This is a genomic window from Parahaliea mediterranea (genome assembly GCF_003402235.1).
Taxonomy (GTDB): Bacteria; Pseudomonadota; Gammaproteobacteria; order Pseudomonadales; family Halieaceae; genus Parahaliea; species Parahaliea mediterranea.
Genome location: NZ_QEWO01000005.1, coordinates 462,914 through 478,665, shown reverse-complemented (window position 1 = coordinate 478,665; position 15,752 = coordinate 462,914). Strand labels below are relative to the sequence as shown.

The 15,752-nt window shown below is 63.7% G+C and carries 13 protein-coding genes; 9 read left to right on the top strand and 4 right to left on the bottom strand.

Features of this window, described 5'->3' with window-relative positions; genetic code table 11:
- Positions 1 to 73: 73 nt before the first annotated feature.
- From zwf to edd, 3 genes are read left to right on the top strand one after another with little or no spacing between them, the layout of a single operon-like run.
- Entirely contained in the window at positions 74 to 1,528 is a 1,455-nt protein-coding gene (gene zwf / locus DDZ17_RS17050) for a glucose-6-phosphate dehydrogenase (RefSeq protein WP_116368165.1), read from the top strand.
- Entirely contained in the window at positions 1,521 to 2,231 is a 711-nt protein-coding gene (pgl, locus tag DDZ17_RS17045; RefSeq protein WP_116368164.1) for a 6-phosphogluconolactonase, read from the top strand. The genes zwf and pgl overlap by 8 nt, the downstream gene beginning before the upstream one ends.
- A complete protein-coding gene (gene edd, locus DDZ17_RS17040) occupies positions 2,228 to 4,036 on the top strand; it encodes a phosphogluconate dehydratase (RefSeq protein WP_116368163.1) in 1,809 nt (602 codons plus the stop codon). The genes pgl and edd overlap by 4 nt, the downstream gene beginning before the upstream one ends.
- A 145-nt stretch (positions 4,037 to 4,181) precedes the next feature.
- On the opposite strand, the gene DDZ17_RS17035 is transcribed toward edd, so the two are convergent.
- Positions 4,182 to 4,619, bottom strand: a complete 438-nt coding sequence (locus DDZ17_RS17035) for a cupin domain-containing protein (protein WP_157976699.1) — start codon at positions 4,617 to 4,619, stop codon at positions 4,182 to 4,184.
- Positions 4,620 to 4,637: 18 nt separating this feature from the next.
- Positions 4,638 to 6,818, bottom strand: coding sequence for a TonB-dependent receptor family protein (locus DDZ17_RS17030; RefSeq protein ID WP_206613576.1), 2,181 nt, complete (start codon positions 6,816 to 6,818; stop codon positions 4,638 to 4,640).
- Positions 6,819 to 7,065: 247 nt separating this feature from the next.
- Here DDZ17_RS17030 and DDZ17_RS17025 point away from each other — a divergent pair, with 247 nt between their 5' ends.
- Together DDZ17_RS17025 and DDZ17_RS17020 are read left to right on the top strand one after the other, a co-directional pair.
- Positions 7,066 to 7,779 carry a Crp/Fnr family transcriptional regulator gene (locus DDZ17_RS17025; protein WP_206613575.1) on the top strand — a complete coding sequence of 238 codons (714 nt, stop codon included), beginning with the start codon at positions 7,066 to 7,068 and terminating at the stop codon, positions 7,777 to 7,779.
- A gap of 127 nt (positions 7,780 to 7,906) precedes the next feature.
- Positions 7,907 to 8,389, top strand: a complete 483-nt coding sequence (locus DDZ17_RS17020; protein ID WP_116368161.1) for a hypothetical protein — start codon at positions 7,907 to 7,909, stop codon at positions 8,387 to 8,389.
- Between the two features lie 235 nt (positions 8,390 to 8,624).
- On the opposite strand, the gene DDZ17_RS17015 is transcribed toward DDZ17_RS17020, so the two are convergent.
- The gene (locus tag DDZ17_RS17015) at positions 8,625 to 10,745 is read right to left on the bottom strand and encodes a TonB-dependent receptor (RefSeq protein WP_206613574.1); all 2,121 of its coding nucleotides are present in this window, start codon (positions 10,743 to 10,745) and stop codon (positions 8,625 to 8,627) included.
- A 217-nt stretch (positions 10,746 to 10,962) separates the two neighbouring features.
- Here DDZ17_RS17015 and DDZ17_RS17010 point away from each other — a divergent pair, with 217 nt between their 5' ends.
- The 4 genes from DDZ17_RS17010 to DDZ17_RS16995 all read left to right on the top strand — a co-directional run bounded on the left by DDZ17_RS17010 (position 10,963) and on the right by DDZ17_RS16995 (position 15,464).
- Positions 10,963 to 11,244 carry a hypothetical protein gene (locus tag DDZ17_RS17010; RefSeq protein WP_116368159.1) on the top strand — a complete coding sequence of 94 codons (282 nt, stop codon included), beginning with the start codon at positions 10,963 to 10,965 and terminating at the stop codon, positions 11,242 to 11,244.
- Complete coding sequence (locus tag DDZ17_RS17005) at positions 11,241 to 11,519, top strand: hypothetical protein (protein ID WP_116368158.1); 279 nt, start codon at positions 11,241 to 11,243, stop codon at positions 11,517 to 11,519. The genes DDZ17_RS17010 and DDZ17_RS17005 overlap by 4 nt, the downstream gene beginning before the upstream one ends.
- A gap of 85 nt (positions 11,520 to 11,604) precedes the next feature.
- Positions 11,605 to 13,239 (top strand): PepSY-associated TM helix domain-containing protein, encoded by a 1,635-nt coding sequence (locus DDZ17_RS17000; protein WP_116368157.1) that lies wholly within the window; start codon positions 11,605 to 11,607, stop codon positions 13,237 to 13,239.
- Positions 13,240 to 13,337: 98 nt separating this feature from the next.
- On the top strand, positions 13,338 to 15,464 hold the full coding sequence (locus DDZ17_RS16995) for a TonB-dependent receptor (protein WP_116368156.1): 2,127 nt from the start codon (positions 13,338 to 13,340) through the stop codon (positions 15,462 to 15,464).
- Here the strand turns inward: DDZ17_RS16995 and DDZ17_RS16990 are convergent.
- Positions 15,461 to 15,751, bottom strand: a complete 291-nt coding sequence (locus DDZ17_RS16990) for a S26 family signal peptidase (RefSeq protein WP_116368155.1) — start codon at positions 15,749 to 15,751, stop codon at positions 15,461 to 15,463. The two genes, DDZ17_RS16995 and DDZ17_RS16990, sit on opposite strands and share 4 nt — an antisense overlap.
- Position 15,752: the final 1 nt, after the last annotated feature.

Below are 15,752 nucleotides of genomic sequence, written 5' to 3'. Positions count from 1 at the left end.
AATCACCGCCAATGCCCCCGTAAGTTCGGGTCCGACACACCCCATAACTCATCTTTATTGAGGAATGACGTGTATGAGTCAGTTGGTTGATTTGGTTATTTTTGGCGGCACCGGAGACCTCTCCACCCGCAAGCTGTTGCCGGCGCTGTACCAGTTACACCGCCACGGCCTGGCCGAGCGCATCGGGCGCATCATTGCCACCGGCCGCGGCGAAATGGACACCCCCACCTTCCGCACCGAGGCCGAGGGCAACCTGCGCCGCTTTCTGGCGGATAATCACTGGAACGAGGCTTACTGGTCGCGCTTTCGCGACAGCCTGCACTACGTTCAGGTAGAGGCCGACGACAACAACGACTACGCCGACCTGGCCGCGCTGCTGAACGAAGGCGGGGCGCCGATCCGGCTTTACTACCTGGCCACCCTGCCCTCGCTCTACGGCACCATCTGCCAGCACCTGGACAGGGCCGGGGCCATCAACAGCCACAGCCGCGTGGTGCTGGAAAAGCCCCTCGGCCACGACCTCGAATCCTGCCGCGCCATCAACGAGGATGTGGCCAGGGTGTTCAGCGAAGAATCCACCTTCCGCATCGACCACTACCTCGGCAAGGAAACAGTGCAGAACCTGCTGGCGGTGCGCTTTGGCAACCCCCTGCTGCACCCGGTGTGGAAGAACACCTTTGTCGACAACGTGCAGATCACCGTGGCCGAGGAGATCGGCGTGGAGGGCCGCGGCAGCTACTACGCCAAAACCGGCGCCCTGCGCGACATGGTGCAAAACCACCTGCTGCAGGTGCTGTCGATTGTTGCCATGGAACCCCCCGCCAGCCTGGACGCCAGCGACATACGCGACGAGAAGATGAAAGTGCTGCGCTGCCTGCAGCCCATCACCGCCGCCAACGTCAAGGCCTGCACCGTGCGCGGGCGCTACGACGCCGGCGCCGTGGGCGGCCAGGCGGTAAAGGGCTTTTTGGAGGAGGCGGAGTACAAGGACGCGGAAAACACCGAGACCTTCGTGGCCCTGAAGGCCACCATCAACAACTGGCGCTGGGCCGGCGTGCCCTTTTACCTGCGCACCGGCAAGCGCTTAAGCCGGCGCTACTCGGAGATTGTCATCGAGTTCAAGAAGCAGCCCTTCTCGCTGTTTGCCAACGACCCCAACGAGCTGACCAACAAGCTGGTGATTCGCCTGCAGCCGGACGAAACCATCACCATGCACACCCTGAACAAAAAACCCGGCCTCACCCGCAACCTGCGCCTGCAGCCGGTGGAGTTGCAGCTGACCGACGATCGCAACGACGATGACGACAGCTACGACGCCTACGAACGACTGCTGCTGGACGCCATCAACGGCGACCAGACCCTGTTCATGCGCCGCGACGAAGTGGAAACCGCCTGGCGCTGGATTGACACCATCATCGAGGCCTGGGAAGAAACCGCCATGCCGGTAAAGTCCTACAACTCCGGCACCATGGGCCCCAACGCCTCAACCGCGCTGACCGCACGCGACGACAGGAGCTGGTATGAGTGAGCCAACAGACCCCGGCATGAAACCGCAGTGGCACACCTTCGACAGCCATGAAGCGCTGGCCGTTGCGCTGGCCGAACACCTGGCCGCCCGGCTGCGCACGGATATTGACGCCCGGGGCGCGGCCAGCCTGGCGCTGTCTGGCGGCAGCACGCCCACCCCGATGCTGCAGGCACTGGCGCAGCAGACGCTCAACTGGAGCGCTGTGCACCTGACCCTGGTGGACGAGCGCTGGGTGGATACAAGCCATCCGGACTCCAACGAACGCCTGCTGCGCGAGCACCTGCTCAGCGGCCCGGCCAGCAGGGCCCGGCTCAGCGGGCTGAAAACGCCCCACCCCCGGGCCAGCGAGGGCGAAGGCGAGGCCGCCGCGCGCATTGCCGCCCTGCCCCGCCCCTTCAGCGCCGTGGTGCTGGGCATGGGCAGCGACGGCCACACCGCCTCCTGGTTCCCCCAGGCCGCCAACCTGCCGCGCCTGCTGGACGCCGACGGTACCGAGCTGGTGGCCGCCACCGAGCCGGTGACCGCACCCCATGCACGCATGACCCTGACCCTGCCGGCGGTACTGAACAGCACGGAAGTCATCCTCCACATAACCGGCGCAGAGAAAAAAGCCGTGCTAGGGGAGGCGCTGAGCCGGGGCTACCCGGTCGCCGCCGTGCAGAGACAATCCACAACACCGCTGTCTATCTGGTGGGCACCATGACCAACACACAACTTGCAGATATCACCGCACGCATTGTTGAACGCAGCGCCAATTCCCGCCGCGCCTACCTGGCGCGCATGCAGGAAATGCGCGGCACAGGCCCCCTGCGCGGGGGCCTGCCCTGCTCCAACCTGGCCCACGGCTTTGCCGCCTGCGGCGAGAGCGACAAGCAGAGCCTCAAGCTGACCGAGGCGGCGAACATCGGCATCGTCAACGCCTACAACGACATGCTCTCGGCCCACCAGCCGCTGGGCGTGTATCCGGACCAGATCAAGCGCGCCGCCCACGCTGTTGGCTGCACCGCCCAAGTGGCAGGCGGGGTGCCCGCCATGTGCGACGGGGTCACCCAGGGCACGCCAGGCATGGAGCTGAGCCTGTTCTCCCGCGACATTATTGCCGGCGCCACCGCCATTGCCCTGTCCCACAACATGTTCGACGGCGCCCTGTGCCTGGGCGTGTGCGACAAGATTGTGCCGGGCCTGTTGATGGGCGCCCTGCCCTTCGGCCATTTGCCGGTGATCTTCGTGCCCGCCGGGCCGATGACCTCGGGCCTGTCCAACAAAGAAAAGGCCGCCGTGCGCCAGCAGTTTGCCGAGGGCAAGGTGGGGCGCGACAAGCTGCTGGAAGCCGAGAGCCAGGCCTACCACGGCCAGGGCACCTGCACCTTTTACGGCACCGCCAACAGCAACCAGATGCTGCTGGAAGCGATGGGCCTGCACGTGCCCGGCGCCGCCTTTGAAAACCCCGGCACCGAACTGCGCGAGCAGCTGACCACCGCGGCCACCGAGCGCCTGTGCAGAATCACCGCCCTTGGCAAGGAGTACACGCCGATGGCCGAGGTGGTGGACGAGCAGTGTATCGTCAATGCCATCGTTGCCCTGCTGGCTACCGGCGGCTCCACCAACCACGCCATTCACTGGATTGCGGTGGCGCGCAACGCCGGCATCATCATCGACTGGCAGGACTTCAGCGAGTTGTCGGCCATTGTGCCGCTGATCGCCCGGGTGTACCCCAACGGCAGCGCCGACGTGAACCACTTTCACGCCGCCGGCGGCAGCGCCTTTGTAATTCGCACCCTGCTAGACGCCGGCCTGATGCATGAGGATGTCAACACGGTGTGGGGCAAGGGCCTGCACCACTACACTTACGAGCCGCGCCTGCAGGAGGGCCGCCTGACCCATGTGCCAGGCGTGCGCGAGAGCGCCGACACCGAAGTGCTGCGCCCGGCCAGCGCGCCCTTCCAGCGCGAGGGCGGCCTGCGCCTGCTGGATGGCAACCTCGGCCGCGCGGTGATCAAGGTTTCCGCCGTGGCGGAAGAGCACCACACCGTCGAGGCCCCGGCGCGCATTTTCACCGAGCAGGACGACCTGCGCATTGCCTTCGAGGCCGGCGAGTTGGACCACGACGTGGTGGCGGTGGTGCGCTTCCAGGGGCCGCGGGCCAACGGCATGCCGGAGCTGCACAAGCTCACCCCCTTCCTCGGTGTGCTGCAGGACCGGGGCCACAAGGTGGCGCTGGTGACCGATGGCCGCATGTCCGGCGCCTCCGGCAAGGTGCCGGCGGCCATTCACCTGACGCCGGAGGCCCTGGCGGGCGGCCCCATCGGCAAGCTGCGCGATGGCGACGTGGTGCGCCTGGATGCCAGCGCCGGCACCCTGGAAGCTTTGGTGCCGGCTGATGAGTGGGCCCAGCGCAGCCACGCCGCGCGCCCGCCCCACCACAGCGACTACGGCACCGGCCGGGAACTGTTCGGCTTTATGCGCGATGCGGTGAACGACGCCGAATCGGGTGCCACGGTGTTTTAAAAAGCAATCAGGTGGCCGATCTGTCAGGGCCCGTCGGGGGAATTGGCCCTGACCTTGACCCTGCAGGAAAACTCCCCCAAGTGGCATTGAGGGCGTTTTTGCAGTGCGTGCGCACGGACATTGAACAAGCATCCCGGCATACGTGTTATTCCCCGGTCGCCCCCGGTGCCAGCGCGCCGTTGCGAACGAATACTACCTGTAACATGACATCTCCATCCCGGGCCGCAGCCCAGTGCTCGCCGCCCTCAGCCGGCACTTCGAGAATGGTGCCGGCGGGGTAGACCCGCTCCATCGCCGGGTCCACTTTGGTGCCTTCACCCCAAGAGAGATTGCCAGAGAGCACCGTCAGCAAGCGCAGTCCACCGCCAGCGCCGTGCGGCGGCAGAAAATCGCCATCGCTGAGCCGAAGGACGGCCACCATCGGCCGCTGCTCGCTGTCGATGGCAAGAATGCTACGTTCGGCCACTTCATGCACAGTATCGTACTGGAGCTGGTCGAAGAGGATCGGTTTCGACTCAGCCATGACCGTCGCGGTGGTGGTCAGTGTCAGGGCCAGCAGAATGGCGTTAAGCGGTGTTTTCATCGTCATTTCCTCATGTTGTTAGAAGAGCAGCTCTATGCCTGCGAAAAAGCCGCGCCCGTCGCCGGGTAGATAGGCGGCTTGGTCAGGCCGTGCCTGGTCTACAATCAAGGTAGACGAGGCGTAGTTCTCGTCGAAGACATTGGCGGCTTCGACGAAGAAGGCGGTACGATCATTGAGCCGGTAATCACTGCGCAGGTCGAAAACGGCATACTCTTCGTTGTCCAGCGTGTTGTAGTTATCCAGCGGGTAATCCTTCATCATCCAGCGCAGGTTGGCGCCAAGGGACCAGTTGTGGGTGATGCGGTAGTCTGCGTTGAGGTTCAGCCAGTCGCTTGGCGCACCGGCAAGCCGGTTGTTCCCACGCAGCCGGTCGCCGTCGAACTCGAACTTCTGGTGGTTGTAGACCAGGCGCCCCTGCAGGCGCGAACCGAGCTGCGCCTGCAGGGAAATTTCCGCGCCGGCATGGATGGTCTTGTCGGCATTGGCCGCCGCCAGTGCGACGCCACTCAAGTCGCGCAGGCTAAGCAGCTCATTGTCGACCCGGGAGTAATACAGCGTGGCATCCCAGCGAAACATGCCCGCGCTGCCGCGCCAACCCGCCTCCAGGGTATCGGCGCTCTGAGCGTCGAGATCCGGCGTTGCGAACGCCGCCGCCGGCAAGTTGGGCGCCGGTGGCGCGGGGCGGCCGGCACTGCTAAAAGGCGTACCATTGACCGTGGCCAACAGGTCGTCGTGGGTGGGCGGTTCGAACGCGCGGCTGTACGCTACAAACAGCAGGTGCCGGGGGTTGACCTGCCAACTCAAGGCGAGGGCCGGGCTCCAGCCCGAGTAGCTGTAGTCGTAGCTGTTGGCGACGGTGGGTACAGCGCCGTCCGGCAGCCGGCTGTCAGGGCTCATCGGATGGTAGGAGGCGGTGGGGCGGGTCGCATCACCGAAGACATCGCGATTTTCCCGGGTGGCGTGCGAATAGGCTACCGAAGGCGACAGCGTCAGGGATGCGCCGAGGGGGATATGCAGGCCGAGGTTCAGGGAGGTGGTGTCGGCATCCAGTTCGTTGGCACCGATATGGGGCCCTTTCTCACCCGAAAGATTGATGTAGTAATCGCGATCCGCCGAGCCGGTGAAATGCTGCACGGTAACTTCCAGTAGCGGTAGCGCGCGGCTTTCGTCAGGCTTGTAGGCATAACGCAACACGGCGCTCAAATCATCGCTCTCAGTCTCGCGCAGGCCAGCGGAGATCGGGAAGCGGAAGCTGTCGTCACCGTGGCCGTAGCCCAGTGACAGGTCGACGATATTGGCGCCGAAACGCCCGCTGGCACGCCCACCCAGCAGCAACTGTTCAACGGCGCGCCGCGGCCGGTCGCGAATAACATCGGGGCCGGGATTGGCCAGCCCGATGGGGGTTACGGTGGGGCCCTCGTAGACCGATTCCGGGTCGTCCCGGAGCAGATCCCATGTCAACGGCCCGGCGACATCAAAGTCCAGATCCGTGTAGCTACCAAACAGGCGCACACTGATATTGTCGTTCAATTGCTTGCCGATATTGCCACCCAGGCGATAGCGCTCCGATGCGTTATAGTCACGGTAACCGTCGCGCTGACTGACGTCCGCCTGCAACAGGGCATCGTAGGAACCGGCATCCAGGCCGTACTGGCCGAGGGCACTCACCTGCCCAAAACTGCCACCGCTGAGCGCGAATTTCCCACCCGGCGCACTGGTGCCGGTCGGTGAGATGAAGTTCAGTGCACCACCAAGCACCGTCGCTCCCAAGCGGTTGGCCAGGTAGCCGCGGTAGACTTCTATCGATTCGGCCTGGGCGGGGTTGCCGAGACCGATCACGTAGGAACCATCGGCGCGATTGATCGGCAGCCCGTTTTCCAGCATCAGGATGCCGCGCTCCACTGGGTTTTGCTGCAACCCGGATCCGCGCACCTGCACTCGCGGCTGGTCGTTGCCGCCGAAGAAGTCCTGCACGATAACCCCGGGCGTGGCGGCCAGCGCACGAGACAGGGTCAGGTTGGCGGTGACGGGTATTTCGCTGGTGAGGACGATATCGGCGCCCCCTGCCAGTGACTCCAGGCGCCGCGCGGCCTCGCCCCGCTGGCCGACCACCACGACCTCTTCGATGACTGTCGAGCCCGGGGTCGCCGACTGTGCCAACGCAACGTCGGGCAGTGTCAGGACGCTTGCGCCGAGCACTCCGTAAAGGGCCGCCAGGCGAGATTGGCACCGCAAAGGATGGGCCTTGCTTGCCGTTGTGGGGTTCGGTAAACGCATGGTAATTCTGCCCTCCACCAATTGGCATTGAGAATCATTACCATATACCATCAGCACTCGCTTGCTGTTTGCGCTGGCGCAAACAAGCGCGCACTTTTCAACAGCAACCAAAAACTGTCAGCTCAGTTCCCCCGCTCAGGCAGAGCGTTGCACAGGGTAGAGTCGATCCGTGAACCATCGCGAACAGCAAGACTTACACGACTTCATCGCGGCAACGGCCTTGTTCGAAGGTGTGGCAGGGGAGGGTATCAGCGATATTTGCAAAACCACCCGGACGCAGGCAGTAGCACCCGGCACGCTCGTCTTCAGGCAGGGTGGCGAGGCAAAGCGAGCCTACGCACTGATGGCCGGAAGCCTGCGTATCGTTCAGGCTGGCATTGACGGGAGACAATCGGTCAATCGCTTTATCATTCCCGGCGAAATCTTCGGCGCCGTGCCGATGTTCTGCGACAGGAAATACCCGGCCGACGCCGAAGCCATGGAGGCCTCGACGGTGCTGAGTTGGAGCGAAGCCGATTTGCTGCGGCTGATAGACCAGCACCCACGGATCGCGATCAACATCATCCGCACCATTGGCGCGCGCCTGGCGGAAGTGCAGACCCGCCTCAACGAATTGGCCAGCCTGAGCCTGGAACGGCGCATCGCCAGTGCCCTGCTGCGGCTGGCGAAGCAGGCCGGCAGCCCGCGCGACAGTATGACCGCCATCGACATCCCCCTGCGCCGCAAGGATCTGGCCGAAATCACCGGCACTACCCTGCACAGCGCCAGCCGCACCCTGGCGGCCTGGGAAAGCAATGGCCTACTGGTCAGCCTTGAACGCCGGATCGTCATCAAGGATCTCGCCGCCCTTACTCGTATCGCGCAAGAATCGCCGCCCCGTTAGTAACGGCCCCCGCCCCGCCCGGCCCGGCCCGGAGAGGATCACCAACGGGTTGCGCCAGCGCAAAGACGCGGCGGCACCCCAGTGTCATGCTGGCGATGAATGTCCGCAACTGGCGGGGAGAGATGCAATGAACGACTTACTGCTGATGCGGGCCCTGCATGTGCTCGGCGTGGTTATCTGGATCGGCGGGGTGTTCATGGCCACCACCGTGATTTTGCCCGCTGTGCGGCGCGGCCAGTTAGGTGATGACAAACTTGCCGCCTTCCATGTCATCGAGCACCGTTTTGTGTGGATTGCACGCGCCGCGGTGCTGGTGGTGGGCATCAGCGGCTTCTATCTCATCATAAGAATGCAGCTCTGGCCGCGTTTCGGCGATGGCGATTTCTGGTGGATGCACGCCATGGTCAGCATCTGGCTGTTGTTCGTGTTCGTCCTGTTCGTGGGCGAACCGCTGCTACTGCGGCGCCATTTTCCTCGCTTGGCCGCCTACGATCCGGATCTCGCTTTTGCGATTCTGCATTGGGTACATCTGTTTCTGCTCGCCCTGTCGCTGGTTACTGTACTCGGCGCGGCCGCGGGAGCGCATGGCTGGCGGTTTTTAACGCATTGACGTACACACGCTAGCTATCGCGTATCCGCCATCGGCCAGGCGTGGTACAGGCAGGGTTAAAGCCGCTGAAATTTCCCGGGCCGGTGCCGGTGAGCCTGCGGCCTGACAGATTCTCAAAAAACGGAAATCCCGCCCATAGGCAGGCCAGTAGGCACATTCGTGGGAATTACCACTGCAAGTAACAGGGCGGGAAAATGACTCCACCCGGCAGGGAACCAGGTGGAGCGCGAGCGCTTCAGAGGAAGTCGAAGGTTACGGTAAAGCCCACGGTGCGTGGGGTAACAATACCCACCAGGCCGTCGGGAGAACCGCGCCCCGGGGGTTCGCGCACAGTGAATGCTTCTTCATCGAACAGGTTGTTGACGTAGGCAGAGATGGTCCAAGCACTGCCGCTGTAGTTGGCCGTCAGGCGCGCCAGGGTGTAATCGCCGGCTTTGCGCTCTTCGGTGTTTTCCAAATCACCGTAGTACTCGTCCACGTACTGGGCGAACAGGCCAGCGCTGAAGCTGTCGCTGAAGTGGTAATACAGGCCCACGTTGCCAGTCACGTTGGGCGCGGTGCTGAGATCATTGCCGGTAACGGCGGCATAGCTGGCGCCAGGCTCGGTGATCTCGGTTTCCAGCAGGCCAAGGCCGGCGGTGACTTCCAGGTTCTGCCACAGCAGGGCGCGCGCCTGCAGTTCGAGGCCGTAGGTTTCCACCTCTTCCATGTTGGTGATTTCCCGCGCGGAATTGAGCGCCTGGTAGCCTTCGTAATCGTTGTAGAACAGGTTGGCGCTCAAGGTGGCGTTGCCATCAGCGAAGGCGCTGCGCAGGGTGGCCTCGTAGGTGTACACCTCTTCCTCGTCGAACAGGTAGTAATTGCTTGAAATAAAGGCAAAGGCGCCGCCGGGGGCGTTGTAACCCTTGCGCGCGCTGAGGCCCACGGTGGTGTCATCGGTCAGGTCGTACTGCACAACCAGCTTGGGCAGGGTGAGTGTCTTGTCGTTCTCCAGCACGCTTTCCAACCCCTGGGAGGTGTAGTTGAAGTAGCGATCCTGCTGCTCTTGCTCCACTCGCAGGCCGCCGGTCAGGCGCCAGCGCTCGGTGAGGGCATAGGTGAGCTCGCCGTACACCGCCTTGGAGTCGCTCTCGTCGTTGCCCTGGTAAAGCACGCCGCCGGTGCTGTCAAAGTCCTGCTCGCGTTCAAAGTAGAACAAGCCGACAAAGCCACTAAAAGTATCGCCGGACCGGCCGAGGTTCATCTTGGCATCCACCGTCACGTTCGATTCATCGAAGATGAGATCCTGCTCCAGCGCCGGGTCGGCCTCGTAACCCTCAAAGCCCCACTCGTAGTCCATGGTGGCGGCCAGAATGTCGAAGGAGACGTAGTCGTTGAGGCGATAGTCCAGCCGCAGGCTCACCGTGTCGGACTGGGTGTCGATGTTGCGGAAGAAAGTCCGCTTGTACTCGAAGGGGTCATCGGCGCTATAGAACACGCGCCCGGTATCACCCTGCTCGTTGTTGCTGGAGTAGGTCAGCAGTGCGCTGAAGTCCGCCGTGGGCGCCCACAGCAGCTTGGTCTTCAGCCGCCAGGTGTCGATTTCGTTAGGGTCGTAGTCCGGCGGGTTGCTGTCAAAGCCGCTGGTGTCGGTGAGGGTCTGGGCATCCAGGCTCTCGGCACTCACCCGCAGGCCCAGTGTATCGTCGATCAGCGGCGCGTTGAGCATGGCGGCGGTGTCGAGGTAGCGCTCCTGGTCGCGATAGCCAACCCGCGCCGCGCCGTCCCACGCGCTGAGGTCCGGGTCGTTGGTCTTGATGTACACCATGCCGCCAATGCTGTTGCGGCCATTGCTGGTGGACTGCGGACCGCGATAGACCTCGATCTGTTCGATGTCCCAGATGCCCGAATCACCGGTGAGGTCGGCCACGAAGGGCTCCGCCACCCCGTCGATCAGCGTGGAAACACGGGCCTTGGCGCCACCGGTGATGGAGTTGAAGCCGCCGGCGGAGCCGTTGCCGGTGACACCACGGATGTTGGGCACCGTGCCGGTGGTCACCACCACGTTGGGCACCTCCGACAGCACGCCGTTGACCGTGTAGTTCTGCAGGGAGTTCAGGGCCTCCTCACTGATCACCGACACCGAGGACGTGGTGTCGCGCAACGAGCGCTCGGTTTTCTCCCCAATGACCAGGATGTGCTCCAACACCGCGCGCTCCTCGTCGCGGGTGTCTTGGTCCTGGGCCAATGCGCCCCCCGCGGCCAGTGCGGCGCTGACGGCCACGGCAAGCGCGGACGGTGCCCGGCGCGGTACGTTGTTTGGGTAACGGTTCTCCATGGGATGTGCCTCGTGGTAATTGCCCGGTTGCTCAGGCATTGCAGGTGTCCACCACGCCGGGCACCCCCCTGGTGCCTTGTGCTGCTGGCGCAGCGGCTGACAGTTCAGGCGCGAGAATATAAATGAGAATCAGATGCAATTGCAATATCATGTATGCGAGTGCGATAATTTGCCGCCGTTGCAGCCGCCCCGGCCCGGCCCGCGCTGGCAAGCGCCCGGCCCGGTGCCAGGCTGCGCCAAACCCGGAGACATTGCTGTGAACACCCTGTTGGCGCTGGCCACCCTTGCCTGCCTGATCGCCGCGGCCCTCGGCCTGTACCTGGCCAGCCCGCACCAGAAACTGACCACGCGCACCCTGCCGGCCCGCACCCTCGCCCTGTCTGGCTGTGCCCTGGTAGGTGTCAGCTTCTATCTGCTGAACCGATACTTCGGATCGGCCACCTCGGTATTTCTTCTGCTGACAGCGCTGATGCTGCTGTGGTCGCTGCCGCCACTGGCAGTTGCCTACCTGCGCCACCGGTCGGGGGGCGCCGCATGAAGCCCTTTCGTTACAGCAGCCACGACTGGCTCGGCAAGGCCAGCGCCGGCCTCATACTGGGCTTTCTGCTGGCCCTCAGCCTTGGCGGCCTGCTGGTGCGCTACGGCCTGCAAGGCACCACGCCCTACAGCCTGCAGCACCAGTTCACCATGTGGATGGTGTCGCCGTTGCTGGTGACCATTCTCAGCACCTGCTTCCTGTTCCGCTCCACCGCCCAGGCCTGGCTTGTTCTGGGCGCTGCAAACCTGCTGGCCTGGGGCCTGTTGGTCATCTAGTCGCCGTGGCCGCCCAACTGCACTTTCCGCCCGCCTGACGGGCCATCACACAAGCGGGCCCACCCCTAACGCACAGGCACATCGCATGCGCAGTGACATCATCAAACTCTACAAAGACGTACACACCTGGACCGGCATCGTTAGCGGCCTGCTGCTGTTTATTGCCTTCTATGCCGGCGCCATCACCATGTTCGAAAAGCCCCTGCAGCACTGGGCCTCGCCGCCCTCACCCTTCGGCGCGCCCACGCCACTGCAGGACACCCAGCAACTGATCGACCGCGTGCTGGCCGACTACCCGGACGCCCGCGACGGCTACCAGATTGTGTTCCAGCCCAATGCCCAGTTCCCGGCGCGGATGTCTTGGCAATTGCCCAACCCCGACGCCCACGACCACGACCCGCCGCAATTCATGCACGCCAACCTCACCGCCGATGGCAGCCTGGTGGTTGGCGAGAGCGGCGCCTCGCCGGTATCGCAGCTGGTGGACGATCTGCACCGCCAGGTGGGCCTGATGCTGCCCCACGAGATCGCCATGCCCATCATGGGCGCCGTTGCCCTGCTTTACGGGGTGGCGTTGGTGTCCGGGGTGATCGTACTTGTTCCGACCCTGGTGAAAGATCTGTTCGCCTTTCGGCTGGGCAAGAACCTGAAGCGGTTGTGGCTGGACTTCCACAACCTGCTCGGCATTTTCAGCCTTCCCTTTCACCTCATCATGGCGCTGACATCGGTCATCTTCGCCTTCCACGACCAGATCTACGACGCTCAGGAAGCCCTGGTGTACCGCGGAGAAAACGCCCTCACCCAGCCTTCCCGCGAAGCAGGCAGCGCGGAAAATACCGGCGCCAGGCTGTCACCGGCAGCGCTGGTGGCACGTATGCGCGAGCAGCAACCCGAATTCCAGCCCCAGCGCATGATAATCAGTACAGCGCCGAGGCAGGGTCCCTCCCTGATGGTGTTTGGCAGCAACCCCCGCTACGGCAACCGCTCACCCGACGGCGGGGTGGTAGGGCTTGACCCGTACAGCGGCGATATCGTGGCGACTGACTACATGCCCGGCATGCAAGATGGCTGGGGCGCTACCCTCACCAGCTTTTTTACCCTGCACTTCGGCTCCTACGGCGGTAACACAGTACGCTGGGCCTATTTCTTCCTGGGCTTGGGCGGCGCTGTGCTGTTTTACACCGGCAACCTGCTGTGGCTGGAAACCCGGCGCAAAAAGCAGAAGAAAGCAGCCACCGAAACGGCCGTGCAGCGCCCGTCGGCGCGTTTTCTGGGGCCGCTGACCGTGGGGGTGGCGCTGGGCTGCGTAGCCGGTATTTCCACCAGCATTGCCGCCGCCAAGGTGCTGCCGGCGCTGGTGTCACCCATCGGCCACTGGCACACGGTTATCTATTATCTGGTGTTCTGCGCCTGCATCGGCTGGGCTTTTCTGCGCGGCACCGCAAACGGCGCCGTTGAGCTGTTGCGCGCCGCGGCCCTGGCCACCGGCCTCATACCGCTGGCCAGCCTGGCGGCTCTGGCGCTGCCGGGGCTCAGCTGGAATCACCGCGACGGCGGCCTCATTGTGGATGTTGTGGCGGCACTCGGCGCCGGGGTGCTGGCCCTGCTGGCGCGACGCACAGCGCAGCGCATTCACCGGGCGCCCATCGACAGCATCTGGTGTGTCGCACCGGCGGCACCGCCCCTGCGCGCGGACGCCCGGACCCTGGAGCGTGCATAATGCCAAACGGACTGATAACGCTTGTCATTTACCATCCGGCGCCACCACACTTCTCCACTTTGCAGACAATAGCCCTTATCCCGTAGCAGGAGCACCCCATGCCCGACCCTACCCAAGGCCGCCGCTGGCGCCGTAAACTCCTACCCGCCCTGATCGGCTCACTGGGCCTGTCGGGCACCGTCCTGGCACAGAGCGACGCCGACGCTGGTGCCCGCAGTGCCACCGGCGATACGGACGAGCGCCTGGAACATATCCTGGTGTACGGCGAGAAGCTCAAGCGCCCCTATCTTGAGACCTTCAGCAGCGTGGGCATTGTCACCGCGGAGGACCTGGACGGCTACGACATCGCCGACACCAGCGACGCCTACAAGCGCCTGGCCAATGTGCGCGCCTTCTCCCAGGGCGCCGGCAGCAAGAGCATCGCCATTCGCGGCCTGAACGCCGATGGCGTTACCCAGCCCTCCAACTCGGCGGCACTGATTTCCGTGGTAATCGACGGCGTCACCCAGTCAGCGGAGGGTCTCAAGCGCGGCTCCCGCGGCCTGTGGGACGTGGAGCAGTTGGAAGTACACCGCGGCCCCCAGGGCACCACCCAGGGCCGCAATGCACTGGCCGGTACGGTGAACATCAAAACCCAGGACCCAACCTTTGAGCCCGAGTACAAGTTCCGCGCGCTGTATGGCGAGTTGGAGCGCAAGGAAGTGGCCGGCGCGGTGTCCATGCCCCTTATCAAGGATCAGCTGGCTTTCCGCCTGAGCGGCGAGTACGCGGAGAAAACCGCCGACATCGACTTTACCGACCCGGCCAATGAAATTTTCGCCGAAGACGAGTACCACAATATCCGCGGCAAGCTGCTGTACACGCCCAAAAGCCTGGATGGGCTGGAAGTGCTGCTCACCGTCAGCGACATCTTCGATGCGCCCGCTTCGTCGCCGGTTTCCGGCCCCGACTTCTACGACCGCGAGTTCGCCGCCAGCTCCCAGTTCGCGGAAAAGCGCGAGATGAACCTGCAGAACTACAACCTCGACATCGGCTACGCGCTGGGCAACGGCATGGTGCTGCGCTCAATCACCGGCTACAACGATACCGACCTGGAAATCACCAGCGTGCCCTCGGCCGCGGATGTGTTCTTCCGCCAGGACAACCGCATGGACGGCGACTTCATGCAGGAATTCCGACTGGAGATGAACGAGGAAATCGCCGGCCTCACCGGCGTCGCCGGCCTGTTCTATGGCGACTTTGACCAGCATTCCGAATCCTACATCCTGTACTACCAGGCCTTCCCTGTGCAGGATGGCACCTTCGACAACAGCACCGAAACCTGGGCGGCCTACGCCGACTTCCGCTATCGCCTGACGGATTCACTATCGCTGTTGTTCGGCGGCCGCTACCAGGATGACACCGTACGCAACCAGGCCGATATCGAATCGGCACTGAGCGGCGGCAGCCAATACGACCTGGAATCCGGCTTTGATGTGTTCCTGCCCAAGGCCGGACTGTCCCTGGATATCACCGACAACCAGACCCTGGCCGCTACCGCCAGTCGCGGCTACCGCCAGGGCTTTGCCGAGCGCCGCCTGGGAAGCGAAGGGGGGCTGGTTGATGTCGATCCGGAATTTGTCTGGGCCTATGAAATCGCCTATCGCATTTCCGCGCTGAATAATCGCTTGCTGCTGGGCGCCAACGTGTTCTACAACGATTACACCGATCAGCAAATCACCGTAACCAACCCGGATTTCGCACCCCTGACGAATACCCTGAACGCCGGTGACTCCGAATCCTGGGGCGCCGAAATTGAAGCCCAGTACGCCTTCGACAACGGGCTGCGCATCTATGGCTCCCTGGGCCTGCTGGAAACCGAGTTGGGGGATTTTCCCGCAGAGGACTGCATCAACGGTAGCTGCGAGGGCAACCAGTACTCCGAAGCACCCGAGGTCACCGCCTCACTGGGCGGCGAATATCGCCACGACTCCGGCTTCTTCGCCAGTCTGGCTTCCAGTTACACGGACAGCTTCTACCGGAGTGTCGATAACGCCGACGACCTCGAAGTCGACAGCAGCTTTGTCGTGGATGCCAAGGTCGGCTACGACTTCGGCCACGTCCGCGTCAGTGCCTATGCCAACAACCTGTTCGACGAGGAATATCTCACCGGCATCAGCAACGCCAACTCGGCTTTCATCGGCGATCCGCGCGCCATGGGCGTGGAGGTATCGGCGGAGTTCTAACGACGGATGCGCCAGACCACCCGGCCCAGCACGCTGGCGCCGGGCACCGCCCCGATACACTCGCTGGCCGTGCTGGCGGCGCTGTTGTCGCCGGCCAGTTGCAGGGTATGGCCCGCCTGAATGGCGGCGATACGCTTGATGATCGGCCCCAGGCGCTGGTGTGCCACAGCGATCACGTCACCTTCACGCAGGGCGTCAGCCGTACAGCGACGGGTGACCACGTAGTCGCCGTCATTGAGATAGGGGCACATGCTGTGCCCCGTTACGCGAAACAGCCGCAGGGGCATG